The organism is Kribbella sp. NPDC050281, from assembly GCF_040655855.1.
Lineage (GTDB): Bacteria > Actinomycetota > Actinomycetes > Propionibacteriales > Kribbellaceae > Kribbella.
Genome location: NZ_JBFAKS010000005.1, coordinates 230,979 through 250,885, shown reverse-complemented (window position 1 = coordinate 250,885; position 19,907 = coordinate 230,979). Strand labels below are relative to the sequence as shown.

Genomic DNA, 19,907 nt, shown 5'->3' with positions numbered 1-19,907 from the left:
CCGCCGCTGGAGATCCCGGCCGGCCTGGTGACAGCGGTCGTCGGGGGCCCGTACTTCCTCTACCTGCTCGTGAAGACCGGAAAGTAGGAACCGCCATGCGTCTGCAGGCACAAGGCGTCCAGCTCGCCTATGACCACAACGTCATCGCCCACGACCTGACCCTGACCATCCCCGACGGGAAGGTCAGCGTCCTGATCGGCCCCAACGGCTCCGGCAAAAGCACCGCGCTACGGGCCCTGGCCCGGCTGCTGCCACCGGCCAAGGGCAGTGTCATCCTGGACGGCAAATCGATCCAGGACACCCCCACCAAGGAAGTCGCCCGGCTGTTGGCGATCCTGCCCCAGGTCCTGGTCACGCCCGAGTCGATCTCGGTCGAGGACCTGGTCTGGTTCGGCCGCCACCCCCACCGCACCTCCCTCAAGGTCCCCAGCCAGGCCGACAAAGACACCGTCGAATGGGCCATGGACGTCACCAGCACCGCCGAACTACGCCACCAACACGTCGACCAACTGTCGGGTGGCCAACGCCAACGCGTCTGGATCGCGCTCTGCCTCGCCCAAGGCACCGACCTGATCCTGCTCGACGAACCCACCACCTACCTCGACGTCGCCTACCAACTCGAAGTACTCGACCTGCTGCACCAGCTCAACCAGGACCAAGGCAAAACCGTCGCGATGGTGCTGCACGACTTCAACATGGCCGCCGAATACGCCGACCACGTCTTCGTGATGAAATCCGGCAGCCTCGTCACCCAAGGCACCCCCGAAGACGTCTTCACCTGCGACACCATCCGCGACGTCTTCGGAGTCGAGTCCAAAGTCGTCCCACACCCGGTCAGTGGTAAACCGATGTGCATCCCACTGCGCGCCGGGCTGCGAAACCAAGCCCAGGTAGCGGTTGCGAACTGCTGAGGCTCGAGATCAGCCGACCACGAGTCGGGTGGGTGCAGCCGCGGCGACCAGCAGACAGTCAGGCACGGCCAGCAGGACCTCGCGACTCCGAACGCCACCGCCATGCTGGTCGCGACCGCGAGCTGCCCCAGCGCCACCGCGCCCACCGCTCCGCCGAGGTACGAGATCAGTGACTCGATCAACACGACGGTCGCCCGCTGGCTTGCTGCTCAGAAACCTGCCAGCCGCGTGGGTTCGTTCAAAATATGGGTTAGGCTACTGTTTGTGCCATTGACCCGAAATATCTTGGTGTCGGTCGGGTCGTCTGATGTGGCTTTCATCCCGCACGATCTGGAAAGGACGTCATGTTCGCTCAAATTGCCTCCACAGAGGCGGCAGGTGACAAGCTCGCCGGGCTCCTCACGTTCTGCGAGGAGCAACTCCCCGGCTTCCGTGAAGCTCCCGGGTTCAAGGGCTTCTACCTGCTTGCTGATCATCAGAGTGGCAAGATCGTGACCATCTCCCTGTGGGACAGCGACGACGACCTGCGCAGTAACAACGAAGGCCGAGGCGCCCAGGCACGTCATGAGGCGAGTACGGAGCTGGGCGTTGCCCAACCTCCGGTCGACGTCTACGAGGTCGTGCTGCACGTATGACCCGCCGCGGACCCGCCCCGTCGGCCTGTGAGCAGAGACCGGCGGAATGAGCGCATCGACCAATCACTCCCCGGGCCTGCGGGAACGGAAGAAGATCAAGCTGCGCCGCGCCATCCAGACCGCGGCGCTGAACCTCTTCGAAATCCAGGGCTACGAGCACACCACCGTCGAGCAGATCGCCGAGGCCGCCGAGACCTCCACCACCACCTTCTACCGCTACTTTCCCACCAAGGAGGACGTCGTCCTCGACAACGACGCCTCCCCCCTCTTCGAGACCACCGCTGCCGCGCGACCCGCAGACGAGCCCCTGACCGCGACCGTCCGCGCCGCCATGGGCACGGTCGTGGCGGCGGCCGAAGCCGACCGCGACCTCACCCTCGCCCGCATGCGGCTCGTCGCGACCGTCCCGGCCCTCGAAGCCCGTTACGCAGGCGAGGAGCGCCGGACCATCGAGCTCCTGACCGGCCTGCTCGCCGGCCGCACCGGCCGCCCGCCCGACGACTACCAGCTCGAACTCGTCGCCTTCGTGCTCGCGGGGGTCCTGTTCACCGCCTCCCGCAGGTGGGTGGCCGACGAGGGCGCCACCCCGCTCGCCGCCCTTGTCGACCAGGCCCTCACCACCGTCGAACCACTACTGGCCACGCTCGAGGACCCGACCCGAACACTGCCCTGACCGGCGGGCGGGGCAGGGCCGGTACGTTACGGGTTCGGGTTAGTGACGGGATGGTCTGGCCACACGATTGCGTAGTCGCCGTCGCCGCCTTCGTTCAGTCGCGCGTAGCGCAGCAATTCGCGAACGATGCCTGCGTTGCCCATGGCCCATCCGGGGCGCGGTTCAAGGTCTGGTGGGTCTGCGCGGTGCTCATGATTCGACCAGCGAACGCCGGCTTCATCGACGATTGCATGAGTCGCGAGGTCATCGACGAGGACGTCGGCGAACTCGAAGTCGTCACCACGTTCCACGATCCGGTCGCAGGCCAGGGCCAGCACGCCTGCGGTTCCGCAGCACCGCCCGTGGTTGTCCCAGAAGCCCGGGCGGATCCGACGCGGCAACCCGGACTGTGTGACCGTGTGCCAGCAGCTGTCACCGAGTCGAATCCAGGCCGAGTCTCCAGTGACCTGCGCGAGCAGGCGAAAGACTTGTGCGTCGCCCGCCGGACCATTGCACCAACCAAGACTGAACCGCTCGACCACATCAGGCCGGTGCGGCGGGTCGGAGTGCGGTACGAGGAAGCCGTGGGGACCAGCCTCATTGCGGCCTACGACGTCTGCTGCTCCGGCGAGGGCAAGGTCGATCAGATCCTCCCGGTCAGCGGCTCGACCGACGGCTGCCAGCGCGTAGACGATGCCCAGGGTGCCGTGCGCTATGTGATGGGACCGGGGCGGAGAGGGCCGGACCGGCCAGTTCACGCCGCAGGCCGTCCGATCCGCCGTCGTGAGGTAGGGCGTCACCGCAGCAACGGCCAGGTCCACATCACCCGCAGACAGTGCGCCGAGCCCCATGCCGGCGTTGCCGGCGAAGAGTTCGAACATCGGGCTCCAGCGCTGGCCATCGAAGCGATCCCGAATCCGGCCCAGCGCCCGGTCTGCCGCATCGGGACTGCCAAGTGCCCGCAGTCCAGCGGCGACGCCGGCCAAGCCGAAGTACAGCGACGAGTCCTCAAGACTCTCGACACTCGCGGTCAGAGCATCCACGCCCGCTGTCACCGCATGGTCATAGCGATCGTCGCCGAAGTGCTGCGCCGCTTCCTGCAGCGCGAGCACGATCCCGGCCAAGCCATGGTAGAGCGACGGGTCCTTGCTGTCGGCAACGGTGCCGACCAACCAGTCAGCCGCCCCTCGCGCAACGCGCGTCACCCCTTCGGCCCGTGCCGCACGGTCTGGCGTCCCCACGGCGGGACAGTTTACGTTGCGGACACTCGCCGACTTCGGCGAGACCCGTTCGGGTTGGTAGCTGGGCTTCGTGAGGGTGAGTCGACGGTGGCCGTGTGGCCGCGATTCGCGGCTCAGGTCGGTGCCGGCACAGGGGACGTCTGCTTGCGTGTAGACGCGATAGCCGTTCGACGACCGCTCCGGGTGCAGCAGACCCTGCTTCTCGTAGTACCGCAGTAGTTGCTCGTCGACGCCCGTTCGCCGGGACAGCTCCCCGATGCGCATCCATGCCACCTTCTCGGCTTGACCTTGTCACTGATTTCAAGGTCTAGCGTCGCTGCCGAACACGCCAAATTCAAAGCTGACAGGGAGAACGGCAGTGACAGTTGTATTCGTGGCCGGGGCGACGGGCAGGCTGGGCAGCGAGATCGTGCGGAGCCTGCTGGGACAAGGCGTACGTACCCGTGCGTTGGTTCGGCCCACGGCCGGCAAAGCCGACGTGGCCCGGGCACTCGCAGACCAGGGAGCGATCATCGTCGAGGGTTCGGTGTCCGGTGCCCCCGAGGACCTCGCTCCGAGCATGTTCCGGCTCGACGAGGGGGACAACGTGTTCCTCGATCACCGGCGGAAGGCGCACGCGGCGTTCGCCGGCAGCCCCGTCGCAGTGACGTCGGTCCTGAACGGCGCCTTTGTCGAGGTGATGACGGCACCCTTCCTCGAGATCGTCGACTGGACGAACGCGACCTTCAGCCTGTGGGGTGACGGCGATCAGCCGTGCGACTTCACGACCGTCGCGGACACGGCGGCGTACACGGCTGCTGTTGCACTTGATCCCGGCACTACCGGGCGACCGGTTCGGGTCGCCGGCGACGTACTGACCATGAAGGAGTTCCACGCAGCGCTGGAGCGTGGATCCGGCCGAAGCCTCGAACTGCGGAGGCAAGGCACCGCCGACGAACTGGCTGCGGAGATCGAGCGCCGCAAGGCCGGCGCGTCCGGCCCGGAGGACTTCGTTGCCTTGCAGTACCTCTGGGCGATGATCACGGGCAAAGCCAAGCTCGATCCACCCGACAACGAGCGCTACCCCGGTGTCCGGCCGACCAACGTCGTCGAGTTCGCCCGACGCTTCGCCGTGTGACCATCTGCGGACACGGAACAACCTGTTCACAGTCACCTGGTCAAGCAGACAGGGTTGCGGCGAAGTCGTGGATGTCTCGGGCGAGTGGACCCGGCTCCTCATGCGGTGCGAAGTGCCCGCCGTGGTCGAAGCGGGTGTAGCGCACGACGTGGTAGGTGCGCTCGGCGTACTCACGCGGCGGTACGGCGATGTCGTACGGGAATGCGGCGATTGCGGTCGGCAGGTCGCCCATCACGGGCCGCGGCATCGGATGCGCCACGTAGTCGAAGTACGGCCGGAACGACGTACCGATCGTGTTGGTGAACCAGTAGAGCGAGGCCTGCACCAGGATCTCGTCATCGGTCCATCGAGCGCTGATGTCTCCGCCGCAGTCGCTCCAGGCTCGGTACTTCTCGAGGATCCAGGCCAGCAGACCAGCCGGCGAGTCGCTCAGGCCGTACGTCAGCGTCAGGGGCCGAGTCTGCTGCTGATGCTGGTAGGCGCCGCCGTCGCTGGTCCAGGATTCGATCCCCGACAGGTAGGCCTCCTCTGCTGCCGTGAGGTCGCTGTGGTCGATGGCCGCCATCACAGCCATCAGATGGATGCCTGCGACTGCTTCCGGATGGGCGGCCCCGAGACGCGAGGTGATCCCGGCTCCGAGGTCACCTCCGTGCGCTAGGTAGCGGTCGTAGCCGAGACCCACCATGAGGCGATGCCAGAGCTCGTACGTCGGAACCGCGGCCGGAGCCTCGGCCGGCTGATCGGAGAACGTGAACCCCGGCAGAGACGGTACGACGACGTCGTGTCCGAGGCCGGCGATCCGGTGCGCCAGTGGGATCATCTCGGCGAAGGTGCTCGGCCACCCGTTGGTGAGGATCATCGGAAGGCCGGTCGGCTCGTCCGCGCGGACGTGGAGGAAGTGAACCCGCTGTCCACTGACGGTGGCGATTCGCTGCGGCTCAGCATTCAGGCGTCGCTCGTGACTGCGCCAGTCGAATCCGTCGGCCCAGTGGGCGACCAGGTGTGCGAGGACATCGCGGTCGGTTCCTGCCAACCAGGCGGGCTCGGGCCATGATCTGGGCCAGCGCATCGACGACAGGCGACGGGACAGATCTACGACGTCGTCGTCCGGCACCGCGATGGCGAACTCGGCAACCTCGAACGTGCTCACGTTTCCTCCTCTGGATGCTGCAACGATGCTCCCGCGCAAGCCAAGCTAGCGACCGTCGTTCCTGGGATCGCCGGCACCAGGAGCCCGGTCACGCGGTGCCGTGGGCGGCGAAGAGCTTGACCGGATGTCACATCTCGTCCGTCTCCGGTGACTCATGGGGTGACCGATGGTCCAACCAACGCAACCAGGAGACGAGATGTCCGAGACCAGGATCCCCAAGACCGAGATCACCGGAGTTCTCGGCGCGGTAGCCAAGAGAGTCAGCCGGAAGATGTTGGGCGACGTACCGGAGCAGCTGGAAGTGATGTGGCACAACAAGCCGGTTCTGATGACCATGATGGGCCTGTCGAAGAAGGCGAAGAAGTGGAGCGAGTGCGACGAGAACCTCAAGGCCTTCGCCCATATGGCGACCATGGCTCTGATCGGCTGCAGGTTCTGCCTCGACCTTGGCTATTTCATGGCGAACCACGACGGCCTCGACGTGAAGAAGGCCCGCGAGGTGCCGGGCTGGCGCGAGTCCGTCGTCTTCACCCCGCTCGAGCGTGACGTGATGGAGTACGCCGAGGCGATGAGCCAGACGCCGCCGACGGTGACAGATGAACTCTCGGCCAGGTTGTTGAAGAGTCTCGGGGCACCGGCCCTGCTGGAGCTGACCGCCTACATCACGCTGGCGAACATGGCTGCTCGAATGAACATCGCGATCGGGCCCTTCGAGTCTCAGGGATTCGCGGCGGCGTGCGGCCTCCGCCCACTGACAGAGCCCTCGCGGTCTGCGACCGGCGTAGCGTCGCAGTCGTGAGCACACCGAATGGCACCGAGGAGTTCGAGGCTCATCGCAGCCTGCTCTTCACCGTCGCCTACGAGATGCTCTCCTCGGCGGCCGACGCCGAGGACGTCGTCCAGGAGAGCTGGCTGCAGTGGTCCGACGTCGACCAACGGCAGGTACACAGCCCCCGCGCGTTCCTGATCCGGATCGTCACCCGGCAGGCGCTCAACCGGATGCGGACGCTCTCGCGCCTTCGCGAGAAGTATGTCGGCCAGTGGCTGCCCGAGCCGCTGCTGACCACCCCTGACGTTGCCAATGATGTCGCGCTCGCGGACAGCGTCTCGATTGCCATGCTCACCGTGTTGGAGACGCTAGGTCCGACCGAGCGGGCCGTGTTCGTGCTGCGCGAGGTCTTCGCGGTGCCGTACGACGAGATCGCAGAGGCGCTCGACAAGACTCCGGCGACCGTCCGGCAGATCGCCCACCGAGCGCGCCGGCACGTGGCAGCCCGACGCCCGCGGACCCGGGTCACCCGCGCGGAACAGGAGGAGGTCGTCGAGCGGTTCCTCGTCGCGATCCGGACCGGGGACGTCGATGCACTCCTGACTGTGCTGGCCCCGGACGTGGTGGCAGTGGGCGACGGCGGTGGGCTGGCTCCTGCGGCCCGACGGCCGATTGAGGGAGCCAAGCGCGTGGCGGATGCCTTGGCCGCAGTGGGCAGGTACGACGGCCTCGCCGTACACGCCACGTGGGTCAACGGCGCGCCGGCGGTCAGGATCGACCTCGACGGCCAACCCGTCGGTGTGGCCAGCGTGCAAGTCGCGGGCGGCCGCATCACAGGGATCTACGGGATCGCCAACCCGGAGAAACTGACCCGTCTCGATCGGGAAACACTGCTGGCCAAATGACCTACGCGTCAGACACTCTCGAGATCCAGCCACTCCCCGACGAGCTGCGCCGGCCGCTCACCGCGCGCGATGGAGGAAGCCCGCGCAGTCTGGTACGCCGTCAGATGCTCGGTGACGACCTTGTTCCAGGTCATCACGGGATCCGTGTGCTGGTTGTGTTCCTGAATGCGCGACAAGACCGCGGTGTCGGTCAGCAGCGCGGCCGCGGCCTCCGCCATCCGAACGTCGCTGTCGACGAGGTAACCCTCGACCCCGGACCGGACGAATTCGCCGACACCGCCGGATGCCATCGCCACAACGGGTAGACCAGCGCACCGTGCCTCCAGGGCCGCAACCCCGAAGGACTCCAACTCGGCCGGAGCGAGGTACACGTCCGCGGCCGCATAGAGCTGCTGGATCTCGTACCTGGTAAGGCGCCCGGGCAGATCGACCCAGCCGGTCAGCCCACGCCGTCGTACCGCTGTCGCCACGGCGCCTGCAAGCGGTCCGGATCCGATGATCGCCGCACGGACAGGGATCTCGGAAGGCAGGAGTCTTCGGATGTTCTCCAGGGTACGAACGAGAGCCATCGGACGCTTGCGACGGGTGAGTCGCATCGTGCTCACGATGGTGAGGGGATGCTCTGCTCGGCGCGGCTGCCGCCACGGGCCCGGCTCGATCCCGTTGTGCAACACGCCGACCGATCGACCGGGCAGCGATCGCCTGAGTACGCCGGCCACGGCCTCGCTGACCGCGGTCCACCGGACGTCGCCGACGTACCGGTCAACCCACGCCACCGGCCATGGCATCGATGCACTCGGCAACGAGTGCAGCGTGACGATCGCCGCTCGGGCGAGTCGCGCGGCCTGCCAGGCCAACGGTGAGAGCAAGGACGAATGCGAGTGGACGACATCGAAGCTGCTCAGCTCGTCCCGAAGCCGTTCGATTGCCGATGGCAACGGCGCTCCAGCCAGCGCGGGAAGGCGCACGACGGGTACGTCGCCGGCCGCGGGCGGACCCTCGGCCGTCGTGAACACGGTGACCTGATGGCCGGCCGTGATGAGCTGTGCGGCGAGGTCGTGGACCTGGAGTTCGATTCCGCCGAGTCTCGGGAGGTAGCAGTCGCTGACCATGGCGATCCTCATCCGGCCAGTGCTTCCAGCTCGCTCCGGTCCTGACCGCGTCGACGCTGGGCAGCGAGCCAGATCGCCAACGTGAGTCCACCGACAGGGATCTCCATGAGGTACGTGAAGCCGCGGAACAGCAGCAGGCCGGCGGCGACGCCGGCCGGGTCGCCACCGAGAGCAACGAGCGCCGCAGTGGTGCCCACTTCGACAACCCCGGCCGCACCGGGGGTGATCGGAACGAGGGTCAGCAGTCGCTCGACGGCCAGCGCCGTGAAGAGCACTGGCAACCCCAGCGCGACGCCGAGCACCTGGAAACAGAGCCACAGCAGTGCCAACTGCAGGGCGAGGTAGGCGAGCATCCCGACGGTCATCGGACGCCAACCCGATCGCACGATCCGGAGAATCGAGCGTCGCAAGTCAGGGATCCGTACGGCCAGGTTCGAGGCCCGGAAGACTCCGATCGGCTTGTCGAGGGCTGCGCCGACGATGGCTGCGGCTCGCTCGTCCGCCAGGATCCAGACACAAACAACGACTACGGCCGGGACCGGGATGAACAGCAGGCTCCCGGAGCCGAACGCGGACGCGCTGTGCAGGATCGGCATCAGCGCAAGCGCGAGCGCGATCACGCCGAGCTTGGAGACAAGGTTGAGCAAGGTGGTCACCGCGAGGAAGCCACCGAACGCCACCGAGCTGAAGCCCCAGCGGCGGACCATCGCGAAGTTCAGGGCCGTACCGGCCGCGCCGCCCAGCGGAAGGACGTTGGCCACCGCGCTGCCCGTCAGACTCAACGTCAGGCCGCGGCGCTTCGTCAGTCCTGGCAGGGATGCGGACAGGACGAACGAATGCGCCCACAGCCCAGCGATCCACACGATCGTGAGTGCCAGCAGGGATGGGACCGAGATTCGGCCGAGTACCGACCCGACATCGGTCCAGGTCGAGCCCACTGCCCGGGGCAGGAACACCACCAAGGCCGCGGTCAGCAGCCCACTGAGCACCGACGTCACCACCCGCCGCCACCTCGCGCCGTCCACCGTCACCCCGCCATCGGTCCGCTGCCGTCCATCGCGATCAAGGTTGGAACGCGTCCACTGAGAAGGTGCTGAGAGCAACTGCGCCGGCTGCGGCGACCGTGCGATGCTCGAAGCATGGTGCAGTCGACAGGCGCCGCCCGGTACACGCTCGTGGCCTTTCACGCCCATCCCGACGACGAGGCGCTGCTGATGGGCGGCACGCTGGCCCGGCTCGCCGCGGAAGGACATCGCGTCGTCCTGGCGGTCGCCACCGACGGCGAGGCAGGTGCGACCGCTTCGTCGTACCGGTCGGCTGGACGGCTGGCGTCGTACCGGCGGGACGAGCTGGAGCGATCGGCGGCGGCGCTCGGGTGTGCCCGAGTTGTGCGGTTCGGATTCACGGACTCGGGGTCGACGGGTCCGGTGGCAGACGGGGCGTTCAGCCGGCTCGAGATCGAGCAGGCTGCGGCGCCGCTGATCGAACTGCTGCGAGCGGAACGGGCCGACGCACTCACGATCTACGATCCGGCCGGCGGCTACGGGCATCCCGATCACCAGCAGGTGCATGCCGTCGGCGTGTACGCAGCCAGACAGGCCGGTACGCCGCTCGTGCTGGAGGCAACGATCGATCGCCGGCTGATCCGCCGGCTCGTACGACTGGTCGAGGCGATTCCCGGCGTACTGCCCGCAGTCCGCGCCGCCGACTACGACCACGCGTACTCGCCGGCGTCGTCGATCACGCACTGCGTCGACGTGCGCGCGTATGCGGTGCAGAAACGTCGGTCGTTCGAGGCGCACGCCAGCCAGGCGAGCTCGGACGGCGGAGCGCGGACGCTCGGCCTGTTGCTCAAGCTGCCGCGGTGGCTGTTCCGGCGCATACTCGGGCGGGAGTGGTACGTCGAACACGGCCGGACGCCAGGCGCTCCGCTGGACGACCTGTTCGCGACGCTCCGGTGATCACCTCTCAGGCGGCTCTCAGCGGCGCTGTGCCCACACTGGGATCCCGCTGACCGGCTGCCACCGATCCAGTCCCTGACCTGGGACGATGGGCAGTGTGGAGACCCCATCGCGAGTGGGCGCCATCCGGAGGGAAGGAGCCCGCGTGTTGTCCGCACTGCGCAAGGCGAGCCTGCGACTCAGCCGTGCCAGTGTCCGCAGCAGGTCCACCGCGGCAGCTGTCATCGTCGTCGCCGTCGCGATGGCTCTGGGTGCCGCCGTACTCCTCCTGCTTCTCCAGCGCGCGCTGATCACGAGCGTGTCCGACGCGGCGGACGGGCGCGCCGCTGAGGTGGCCTCGCAAGTCGGCGAAGAAGGTGTTTCCACGCTGAGCGCAGACCTCGCGGAGTCGACCCGCGCCAGCCAGTTGATCCAGGTGCTGGATGCCTCCGGCCAGGTTGTCGCTGCGTCATCGGCCCGGGCGGACAACACCGCGCTGACTGGTCTACGCCCCGGACCAGGCGTGATAGAGCGGGCCGAGGTCGGCGAGATGCCGCTGATCGACGACGACCACGACTATCTGATCGTGGCCCGAGGCGCTGAGTACGGCGGACAGACGTACACCGTGGTCGTCGCGTCGTCGGTGGAGACTCAGCGGGAGACAGTGACCACGGTGACCAAGTACCTCCTGGTGGGATTCCCGGTGCTGCTGGTCGTGGTCGGCGTCGCCGGATGGCTCCTGGTCGGTCAGGCACTCGGACCGGTCGAGCGGATCCGGGTACGGGTGCAGGGCATCGAGTCGAACGACCTGACGGAGCGAGTTCCGGTGCCTGAGACGCAGGACGAGATCGCCAGACTCGCAGTGACCATGAACGAGATGCTCGACCGCCTGCAGACCGGGCAAGCGACGCAGCGACGCTTCGTGTCCGATGCCAGTCACGAGCTCAGGTCACCACTGGCCACCTTGACCGCGGCCCTGGAAGTCGTCGAGGCGGACACGACCGGAAAGGCGTGGCAGGAGCTGCGCCAGGTGATGGAAGCCGAGACGGAACGGATGCGGCGACTGGTCGAGGATCTCCTCCTGCTCGCCAAGGCGGACGATGCCGGCCTGCGGATGCAGCGGACCGACGTCGATCTCGACGACCTGGTCCAGGTCGAGGTCCAGCGGCTGCGCAAGTCCACCGTCGACCTCACGGTGACCAGCGACATTCATCCGGTCCGAGTCCTCGGCGATCCGCTGCGTCTGAGCCAGCTCATTCGCAACCTGGTCGACAACGCGGCCAGGGCGGCCCACAGCACAGTGCGCCTCGCCACCACCGAGGAGAACGGCCACGCGATCATCACCATCGAGGACGACGGAGACGGCATCCCCGAGAACGAACGCTTCCGGGTCTTCGAGCGCTTCGTCCGCCTCGACACCAGCCGTGCGCGCGCCAGCGGCGGCTCCGGCCTCGGCCTCTCGATCGTCCAGGAGATCACCAAGGCGCATCAAGGCGCCATCACCCTCACGTCCGCCACCACCGGCGGCACCACCGCCACTGTCACGCTCCCGACCCGGTGAGCCGCCCAGTAAGCCGCTCAGCGGATTCTCAGCGGCGGCGGATGACACTGGAACCATGCGGGTGCTGATTGTCGAGGACGAGGTCCGGCTGGCCGAGACGGTTCGCCGCGGTCTGAGCGATGCCGGGTTCGTGGTCGAAGTCGTCCACAACGGTGAGGACGCGGTGTGGGCCGCGACCGAGCAGAGCTACGACGTCATCGTGCTCGACATCATGCTGCCCAAGCTCAGCGGGTACAAAGTGCTCGAGGAGCTCCGCTCGCGCAGCGTCTGGACCCCGGTGCTGATGCTGACCGCCAAGGACGGCGAGTACGACCAGACCGACGCGTTCGACCTGGGCGCGGACGACTACCTGACCAAACCCTTCAGCTTCCTGATCCTGGTGGCCCGGCTCCGTGCGCTGATCCGCCGCGGTGGGCCGGAACGTCCGGTCGTCCTGACGGCAGGCGATCTGATCCTCGACCCAGCCAGGCGGAGGGTCGAGCGCGGCGGTCGTGAGATCAGCATGACGCCACGGGAGTACGGCCTGCTGGAGTTCCTGATGCGGCACCGCGGAGACACGGTCAGCAAGACCGAGATCCTCGAGAACGTCTGGGATCCCGCGTTCGAAGGCGATCCGAACGTCGTCGAGGTCTACATCCGGTACCTGCGCCTCAAGCTCGACACGCCCTTCAGCCGGCACGCGATCGAAACCGTCCGCGGGATGGGCTACCGACTCGACCCCGAGGGCGGTTGAGACATCGGCAGAAGATAGTGATCGAGAACAAGGCGGCTGAATGACGTCAACGGACGGGACCACCGGGGCCTGGCGCCGGTACGCCGTGCTCGTCGCGAGCGCGGCCGTGGTGGTGGCCGGGACGCTCGGGCTGATCGGCTTGGCCGACGCGGCGACCGAGGCAGACGGGTTGGCTGCCTTCGATCCCGAGCTGACAGCAGAAGCGGTGTCGCATCGGACTCCGGTCCTCACCGCTGTGGCACGCGGGCTGACCTTCGTGGGCAACCCGCCGGTGCTCGTGACCCTGACGCTCGTCGCCGCGGTGATCTTGTGGCGCTGGACCCGGACATGGCGCACTCCTGCGGTGCTGCTGGTGGCAATGATCGGTTCCTCAGCCTTGTCGAGTGGCCTGAAACTCCTCATCGGACGCGCCCGTCCGGATGTCACTGTCGTCCTGGGTCCCGTCTCGAACACGTTCGCGTTCCCGTCCGGTCACGCGCTGAACTCGACGGTCTTCTTCCTCACGGTGGCCGCCTTGGTGCTGGCCAGAATCAGATCACTCCGGAACCGGACCGCGATTCTCGCGGGCGCGGTGGTGATGAGCATCGGCATCGGGCTGAGCCGCGTCTACCTCGGCTACCACTGGGCGACCGACGTACTCGCCGGCTGGACGGTCGCGATCGTGTGGCTGGTGATCGTCTTGAACGTGGCCCGCTTTGTCCGGGACCGCCGTACCTGATGTTGCTGCAGGCAATGGCCAACAGGAGCGGGCAGTCGGACTGCACGCGCGCTGGATCGTGTATCAAGCGGCGGATGCGAGTACTCCGTAGATAGGGGATGTTCGCGATGTCGCTCGGGCGCTTGCGACACGTGCCGATCCAGCCGGGGGGCCAGGTCATGGGTATCCGCAAGAACGCCAAGTTCCTCACCGCGACCGAGCGAGAGAACTTCGTCAAAGCGTGCGTCCTGATGAAGGCCGACATCGTCAATCCGGCCGCGGCTCCGGCCGCCCAGTACAGCCGGTGGGACGAGTACGTCGCCATGCATCAGATGATCCAACGGGGCCGGGCGCCAGGTTCGACCCTGACGGTCAACTTTGGGCACGGTGGCACCGGCTCCTACAGCTTCCTCAGCTGGCATCGCTACTTCCTGTACCGGTTCGAACTCCAGCTGCAAAGCTATGTCGCCGGAGTGATGTTGCCGTACTGGGACTGGACAGACCCCACGCCGTTATTCGTCGACACGTTCCTCGGGCCGAACGGCTCGGCTGGGTCCCAGATCGTCAGCAGTGGCTATTTCGCCCCGGACAGGCCGGGAAGCGCAGGCAATCCGACGCCCCTGCCGCCCTGGTATCCGGCCGGGCTCAACGGCTGGAACCTGCATCCCGATTTCGGGACCTCGGCCGGTGGACTCAAGCGCACCGTGGGCGGTTTCGGCGGCCTGCCGTCGGCCGCAGACCTTCGGAGTGTGCTCGGCCAGACCGGCTACCGCAACTTCCAGGTCATCCTTGAAACCGGCCGCAACGAGTTCGGGACCCCGGTTCCCTCCGGTAGTCAACTCCACAACGGCATGCACGGCTACATCGGCGGCCATATGGGCAAACCGGCGATCTCGCCGTTCGATCCGATGTTCTACCTCCACCACTGCAACATCGACCGGCTGTGGGCGATGTGGCAGTCCGACGGCCATGCGACCGACTATCCGTTGGTCGGCGCCAAGCCCGAACACGGCCCGGCCGACCCGATGTACCCATGGGTCGGCACCATCGCCGGCTACTCCTCGACCGTGTCGTTTCCGACGATCGTCATGCCGGACACCTCCGCGATCGGCACGGTCCGGAATCAGGACACACTGAACTACCGGGCCGCGTACGGCTACACCTATGACTCGCTGGCAGTGATCGGCATCGGACTCGACCGCACCGGCAGCATGGCCGCGCTGACTCCGGACCCGATGACGGGCAGCGGCACGGTCACCAAGTGGGAAGCGGCGAAACGCGGCGTATCGGCCTTCCTGCAGGACGCCGAGACGGTCCAGCAAAGTGGCGCGATCTACGTCACCACGGGGATCAAGACGTTCCGCTCGCTGGTCTCGAACGACTTCAGCTCGGTCTTTCCCGGCACGCCGTACGGCCTGATCAAGCCGGGCACGTCCTACAGCAAGGCGACGTTCGACGGCGTGGTCGCCGGCATGACGCCGAGCGGAGGGACGCCGCTGGCCGACGCGCTTCAGGACGTGGAGGACACGCTCGTCGAGCCGCCGGACAGCTGGATCCCGGCGGACGAGCCTCGCTACCTGGCCATGCTGACCGACGGGATGCTGACCTCCGGATCGCCGATGACGTCCATCCCCGACGGCTCGTTCGCCAATACAGCGATCTTCGCGATGGGTTTCGGGACTGCGGCGGACGTCGACTACCCGACGCTGGCCGCCATGGTTGCGAAAGGCCGGACGCTGGGCTTCAGCCAGGTCTTCCACGGCGAGAACGCGGGCACGATCGACAAGTTCTACTCGAACGCTCTCGCCCGCGCAATCGGCTTCAGCACCGTCTTCGACCCGGTCATCGAGCTCTACGCAGGCGAGCACACCCACCTGGAATTCTGGGCGACGAGCGGCGAAGACGCGTTCCTGATCACCACCCAGGGCATGGACTTCAGCGACCCGAACTGGTCGTTCCATCTCCAGGCACCGGACGGCACCACCGTCTACGCCGATGGATCCGGCCACAGCCTGGCGGCGCAGCGACCGGACGGGACGGCTGGCCAACACAGCGGCCATGCGGGCCATGGCGGCGGCAGTTGCGGCTGCGGCCGAACACCCGACGTGACGGTCAGCCGATCGAACGGCCGCCTGACTCTCGTCCTCCAACGCGACAGCGCGGATGCTTCCTGCTGGGTCGGGCAATGGCGGCTGATGGTGTCATATCGCGCTCGCGACGACACCGCGATGACGATGTTCCTGCCGGGCGACCTCATGATTCCCGTCAGCGCAGGACCAGTCCGCGGACCGCGTCATGCCCGGCTCCTCGACCAGAAACTCCGGATGAGCGCAGTACGCGGAGTTCCCTCGCCGGCGCGGCATCGCCTCGACGTCGGCGCGACCGGCACGAACAACGACAGCGCCGATGCCTGCGCGATCGTCGTCAACATCTATGCCCGGACCCGGCTGCAGGTGGAACTGGCACCAGAGCGCGAGCTCGTCGAGCGCACGGACGGGTTCAAAGTCTCGGTAGCCGCGACGACCCTCGCGGGCGGCATCGTCGACACCTCGGTTTTCGGACGGCTCGTCGGTCCGGCGACCGACGTCGCCGACACCGTCCGACGGATCGAGCCGGCGGACATTCCACGCCGTGCGACGTACCGCGTTCCGGGCGACAAACGGTCCCGCCGTCGGATCGACACCGCAATCCTGCTGGGGCTTCTGGAGCGAGAGCGGCCAGAGCTGGCAGCGGTGATCGACGAGGAGGTCGCCGTCTCCGAACATGGCGACGGTCCGGCACACTTCCATGTCGAAGAGAGACCTACCCCCGGCAGCTGGCACCTCGGCGTCTACCTCGAGGGTTCGTACTGCCCGGAGCACGACGCGATCAGCGGCCGGCACGAGCACAGGGAGGCCGGCCACGATCACGACCACGCTGATCCGGGCGAAGAGGCCGACCCGCATGCCGACTGCATGATGGAGACGTTCACTCGGTTCCTGAACACTTCGATCGCAACGGTCGATCCACCGAAATAGCTGAGCGCCCGCAACCGTCGCACCCCTCCTGGTCTGCCCTGTAAATGGGTGGCTGGTGCGGTGGACCGGTTGGTACCGTGCCGTGGTCCGTGACATCACACCTGGAGGTGAGACCCCATGAACGCTGTAACGCAGTGGGTGCTCCCCGTCTCGTGGTCACGGGCGGACGACTGACATAGGTGTCGCCGGGAGCGCCTCGAGAACTTCGGCACTCCCGAGAGGAAACACCTATGAACTCTTTGCCTCACAGTGCGGGCCTCGGTGCCCACGCGGTGACGATCTTGCGCGTCGCGGACAATCAGTGGCACGCGATCGAGAACGACCTGGTCGTCGGCCGTGGTCACGCTTCGCGCCGGCTCGACGGCCGGACCTTCCTCAGCATCGACACCTGGCGCGACGCTGTCTTCGACCGGCTCGCCGCCGCGATGCTGGCCGACCAGCCGGCAGCGCGGTACACGGTGGTCGACGAGACCGACCACGACCTCATCGCCAGTTGGGAACGTTCGGGGTTCGTGACATGGCGCCGCGAGTCGGAGTACGTCGTACCCACGAGTCTTCCCACGACGGCTGCGCCCGCTGGGGTGGTGATCGCGACCGCCGATGCAGTGGCGGAGGCTCCGTTGCGTGACTTGGACCGGGCGATTCGCGCCGAAGTCGAGTCCGCCGTCGGCTGGCAGACAATGCCCGCGGAGGTGCTGCCCTGGCAAGGCGGGACGAGGCCGCTCGACCCATCGAAGTACACCGTCGCGGGGCGACACGATCGGTACGTCGGACTGGTCCGGGTAGCGACGATGACCCGGCGCCCGCGCATCGGGCTGGTCGCGGTACTGGCCGCCGAACAACGGCACGGCATCGCCCGGGCGTTGCTGAGTCAGGTGCTCGGTGGGCTGCACCGCTCCGGTTTCGAGGCAGCCACGGCGGAGGTCGACGAGACCAACACAGCCGCTCTGGCGCTGTTCGAGGGGCTCGGCGCGCGCCGTACGGGCGGCAGTCTGGAACTGATCCACCGGTCGGGAAAGGCCTGACGATGCCCAGAACATCAGGCGGCATCGAAGTCGAGGGCACCGTCGTCGAGTGCCTGCGCAACGCCAACTTCCGCGTCGAACTCACCAACGGCCACCAGGTCCTCGCCCACATCAGCGGAAAGATCCGGAAGAACTACATCAAGATCCTCCCCGAAGACCGCGTCCTCGTGGAGCTCAGCCCCTACGACCTGACCCGAGGCCGAATCATCTTCCGCTACCGAACCTGACCCCACCCCCACCAACCCAGGACCTCGTCGAGGTTCTGCGAATCTCGACGCCCCGTGGGCTCTGCCAAGGCGATCACAACGTTTGTGGCGAGGCGATAGGCAGCCCAGTGTCTGCCTAGAAGGTGATCTCCGTGAACGCCCGTACCTGCTCGGTCAAGGCTCGTTCGACCGGGAGCCGCTCCATCGAGGACGCGCCATAGAAGCCGTGGACACCGGTGGACTTGCGCAGTAGGTATTCTGCGTCACCAGGCTCGGCGACTGGGCCACCATGCGCGAGCACGATGACGTCGTCCCGGACTCCGCGAGCAGCCTCGGACCACTCGTTGCTCAGTTGCACACAGTCGTCGAGGCTGCGGGCGGTCTCGGCGCCGATCTGCCCGCCGGTCGTCAGGCCCATGTGGCACACGATGACATCGGCGCCGGCCGCGGTCATCGCGATCGCGTCCTCGGCGGAGAAGACGTACGGCGTCGTCAGCAGGTCTCGCTCGGCCGCGATCCTGATCAACTCGACCTCATGGCGGTAGCCCATTCCGGTCTCCTCGAGGTTGGCCCGGAAGCTGCCGTCGATCAGTCCAACGGTCGGGAAGTTCTGTACTCCGGAGTATCCGGCGGTCACGAGTTCCTCCAGGAACGCTGCCGGCTGGAGGAACGGATCGGTGGCGTTGACGCCGGCCAGCACCGGCGTGTGGTCGACGACGGTGACGATCTCGGCCGCCATCTCGAGCACGATGTCGTTCGCGTTGCCATAGGCCAGGAGGCCGGCCAGCGATCCGCGGCCGGCCATCCGGAACCGTCCGGAGTTGTAGACGATGATCAGGTCGATGCCCCCGGCCTCTTCGCACTTGGCGGACAGGCCGGTGCCTGCTCCGCCGCCGACGATCGGCTCGTGCCGCTCCACCTTGCTGCGCAGCCGCTGCAGGATGTCGTGGCGCTCGATTCGACCCATGCTCAATCTCCCTCGTGAACTCGTGGTCGCGGCCCGCTGGTGGCAGCGGCGGATATGGCTGCGTGCAGTCGCTGCACCATCGCGTCGGCGAACTCCACGGCGTTGATGTCGCAGCTCAGCTCGATCAGCTCGACCTGGCTGTCGCGCAAACCCGCCCGGACGCTGTCGAACAACTCCTGATCGGCCTCCGGGTCGTAGAACGCGCCGTCCTTCACGGCGATCGCCGAGATGCCGTTCAACGGGATGAAGACCACGGCCGGTCCGACCGACTGCGTGACCTTCGCGGCCAGTTGCGTCCCGAGTTCCCGGCACTCCTCGGGCGTCGTACGCATCAGGGTCGTCGTGGCGTTGTGGTGATAGGTCAGGCGTCCGGCGAAGCGTTCGGGCACACTCTCCGGCGGCCCGAAGTTGACCATGTCCAATGCGCCGAGCGAGATCACCGCGGGAGTCCCGGTGCGGGCCGCGGCGCAGAGCCGGTCCGGGCCGGCGTCGAAGATCCCGCCGACGAGGTGATCGGCGAGCTCGGTCGTCGTGACGTCGAGGACTCCGGCGAGTACGCCGTTCGACACCAGCGACTCCAGTGTCCGCCCGCCCGCGCCAGTCATGTGGAACACGAGCACCTCATATCCCAGCGCTTCCAGCTGCTCCCGGGCCCGGGTGACGCACGGGGTCGTGACGCCGAACATGCTCGCCGCCACCAACGGCTTCTCGTCACTCGAAGGCCTGACTGGCGGCGCGGTAACCATGCCGGCCATCGCCGCGGCCGCGTTACCGAGGACGCGGGTCGAGATACGGTTCAGTCCGGCGACGTCGACCACGCTCGGTGCCAGGATCAGATCCGTCTCGCCGACGTACGGCGCGTTGTCGCCGGCAGCCGCTGTCGAAACGATCAGCTTCGGCACCCCGAGTGGCAGTGGCCGGAAGGCCGCGGCGGCGAGCGACGTTCCACCGGTCCCGCCCAGCGCGAGCGCCCCCTGTAACCTGCCCTCACCGTACAGCTGCTCGACGACCCTGGCCGCGCCGCGCGACATCGCCTGCACGGCGGCTCCGCGATCCCCCGCGGAGGCCAATCGATCGAGATCCTCGCCGGCAACCCTGGCGACGTGGTAGCGATCGATCTGCGGGACAAAGCCAGGCTCCCCTAGCACTCCGCAGTCGATCATGATCACCTCGACTCCGAGATCCCGGAGTCGTTCGGCGACGAAGAGATATTCGGAGCTCTTGGTGTCGAGCGTGCCGACGAGTGCGACGGTGGCCATGGTCTCCTCC

20 protein-coding genes are annotated in these 19,907 nt (G+C 67.2%); 14 read left to right on the top strand and 6 right to left on the bottom strand.

Going from position 1 to position 19,907, the window contains the following annotated elements:
• Positions 1-6 precede the first annotated feature (6 nt).
• From AB0I34_RS08290 to AB0I34_RS08275, 4 genes are all read left to right on the top strand, one after another.
• A complete protein-coding gene (locus AB0I34_RS08290; protein WP_360441482.1) occupies positions 7-87 on the top strand; it encodes a hypothetical protein in 81 nt (26 codons plus the stop codon).
• 8 nt (positions 88-95) lie between these two features.
• On the top strand, positions 96-911 hold the full coding sequence (locus tag AB0I34_RS08285) for an ABC transporter ATP-binding protein (RefSeq protein ID WP_360441473.1): 816 nt from the start codon (positions 96-98) through the stop codon (positions 909-911).
• A gap of 344 nt (positions 912-1,255) precedes the next feature.
• Positions 1,256-1,546 carry an antibiotic biosynthesis monooxygenase gene (locus AB0I34_RS08280; RefSeq protein ID WP_360441470.1) on the top strand — a complete coding sequence of 97 codons (291 nt, stop codon included), beginning with the start codon at positions 1,256-1,258 and terminating at the stop codon, positions 1,544-1,546.
• A gap of 46 nt (positions 1,547-1,592) precedes the next feature.
• Complete coding sequence (locus AB0I34_RS08275; RefSeq protein WP_360441467.1) at positions 1,593-2,219, top strand: TetR family transcriptional regulator; 627 nt, start codon at positions 1,593-1,595, stop codon at positions 2,217-2,219.
• 26 nt (positions 2,220-2,245) lie between these two features.
• Here the strand turns inward: AB0I34_RS08275 and AB0I34_RS08270 are convergent, their stop codons facing one another.
• A complete protein-coding gene (locus tag AB0I34_RS08270) occupies positions 2,246-3,703 on the bottom strand; it encodes a lanthionine synthetase LanC family protein (RefSeq protein ID WP_360441464.1) in 1,458 nt (485 codons plus the stop codon).
• Between the two features lie 94 nt (positions 3,704-3,797).
• Between AB0I34_RS08270 and AB0I34_RS08265 the strand changes: the two genes are divergently transcribed.
• Positions 3,798-4,556 carry an NmrA family NAD(P)-binding protein gene (locus tag AB0I34_RS08265; protein ID WP_360441461.1) on the top strand — a complete coding sequence of 253 codons (759 nt, stop codon included), beginning with the start codon at positions 3,798-3,800 and terminating at the stop codon, positions 4,554-4,556.
• A 40-nt stretch (positions 4,557-4,596) separates the two neighbouring features.
• Here the strand turns inward: AB0I34_RS08265 and AB0I34_RS08260 are convergent, their stop codons facing one another.
• Positions 4,597-5,706: an epoxide hydrolase family protein gene (locus AB0I34_RS08260; RefSeq protein WP_360441458.1), complete on the bottom strand. Its 1,110-nt coding sequence runs from the start codon at positions 5,704-5,706 to the stop codon at positions 4,597-4,599.
• Between the two features lie 196 nt (positions 5,707-5,902).
• On the opposite strand from AB0I34_RS08260, the gene AB0I34_RS08255 reads away from it, so the two are divergent.
• Both AB0I34_RS08255 and AB0I34_RS08250 read left to right on the top strand, forming a co-directional pair.
• Positions 5,903-6,505: a carboxymuconolactone decarboxylase family protein gene (locus tag AB0I34_RS08255; protein WP_360441456.1), complete on the top strand. Its 603-nt coding sequence runs from the start codon at positions 5,903-5,905 to the stop codon at positions 6,503-6,505.
• Positions 6,502-7,380: an RNA polymerase sigma-70 factor gene (locus tag AB0I34_RS08250; protein ID WP_360441453.1), complete on the top strand. Its 879-nt coding sequence runs from the start codon at positions 6,502-6,504 to the stop codon at positions 7,378-7,380. Before AB0I34_RS08255 ends, AB0I34_RS08250 begins: the two co-directional genes overlap by 4 nt.
• Positions 7,381-7,388: 8 nt before the next feature.
• Here AB0I34_RS08250 and AB0I34_RS08245 read toward each other — a convergent pair whose 3' ends face one another.
• The gene (locus AB0I34_RS08245; RefSeq protein WP_360441450.1) at positions 7,389-8,504 is read right to left on the bottom strand and encodes a glycosyltransferase family 4 protein; all 1,116 of its coding nucleotides are present in this window, start codon (positions 8,502-8,504) and stop codon (positions 7,389-7,391) included.
• Entirely contained in the window at positions 8,501-9,493 is a 993-nt protein-coding gene (locus tag AB0I34_RS08240) for a YbhN family protein (RefSeq protein WP_360441447.1), read from the bottom strand. The genes AB0I34_RS08245 and AB0I34_RS08240 overlap by 4 nt, the downstream gene beginning before the upstream one ends.
• 138 nt (positions 9,494-9,631) lie before the next feature.
• Between AB0I34_RS08240 and AB0I34_RS08235 the strand changes: the two genes are divergently transcribed.
• The 7 genes from AB0I34_RS08235 to infA all read left to right on the top strand — a co-directional run bounded on the left by AB0I34_RS08235 (position 9,632) and on the right by infA (position 17,692).
• Positions 9,632-10,453 (top strand): PIG-L family deacetylase, encoded by an 822-nt coding sequence (locus tag AB0I34_RS08235; protein ID WP_360441444.1) that lies wholly within the window; start codon positions 9,632-9,634, stop codon positions 10,451-10,453.
• Positions 10,454-10,598: 145 nt separating this feature from the next.
• The gene (locus AB0I34_RS08230) at positions 10,599-11,993 is read left to right on the top strand and encodes an ATP-binding protein (protein ID WP_360441441.1); all 1,395 of its coding nucleotides are present in this window, start codon (positions 10,599-10,601) and stop codon (positions 11,991-11,993) included.
• A gap of 55 nt (positions 11,994-12,048) precedes the next feature.
• A complete protein-coding gene (locus tag AB0I34_RS08225) occupies positions 12,049-12,726 on the top strand; it encodes a response regulator transcription factor (protein ID WP_360441438.1) in 678 nt (225 codons plus the stop codon).
• A gap of 40 nt (positions 12,727-12,766) precedes the next feature.
• Entirely contained in the window at positions 12,767-13,444 is a 678-nt protein-coding gene (locus AB0I34_RS08220; protein WP_360441435.1) for a phosphatase PAP2 family protein, read from the top strand.
• Positions 13,445-13,602: 158 nt separating this feature from the next.
• A complete protein-coding gene (locus AB0I34_RS08215) occupies positions 13,603-16,440 on the top strand; it encodes a tyrosinase family protein (protein WP_360441432.1) in 2,838 nt (945 codons plus the stop codon).
• A gap of 230 nt (positions 16,441-16,670) precedes the next feature.
• A complete protein-coding gene (locus AB0I34_RS08210) occupies positions 16,671-17,465 on the top strand; it encodes a GNAT family N-acetyltransferase (protein WP_360441429.1) in 795 nt (264 codons plus the stop codon).
• A gap of 2 nt (positions 17,466-17,467) precedes the next feature.
• Complete coding sequence (gene infA, locus AB0I34_RS08205; protein WP_360441426.1) at positions 17,468-17,692, top strand: translation initiation factor IF-1; 225 nt, start codon at positions 17,468-17,470, stop codon at positions 17,690-17,692.
• 115 nt (positions 17,693-17,807) lie between these two features.
• Here infA and AB0I34_RS08200 read toward each other — a convergent pair whose 3' ends face one another.
• Both AB0I34_RS08200 and AB0I34_RS08195 read right to left on the bottom strand, forming a co-directional pair.
• Positions 17,808-18,638 carry a phosphoenolpyruvate hydrolase family protein gene (locus AB0I34_RS08200; RefSeq protein ID WP_360441423.1) on the bottom strand — a complete coding sequence of 277 codons (831 nt, stop codon included), beginning with the start codon at positions 18,636-18,638 and terminating at the stop codon, positions 17,808-17,810.
• Positions 18,639-18,640: 2 nt separating this feature from the next.
• Positions 18,641-19,897, bottom strand: a complete 1,257-nt coding sequence (locus tag AB0I34_RS08195; RefSeq protein WP_360441420.1) for a Tm-1-like ATP-binding domain-containing protein — start codon at positions 19,895-19,897, stop codon at positions 18,641-18,643.
• Between the last annotated feature and the right edge of the window lie 10 nt (positions 19,898-19,907).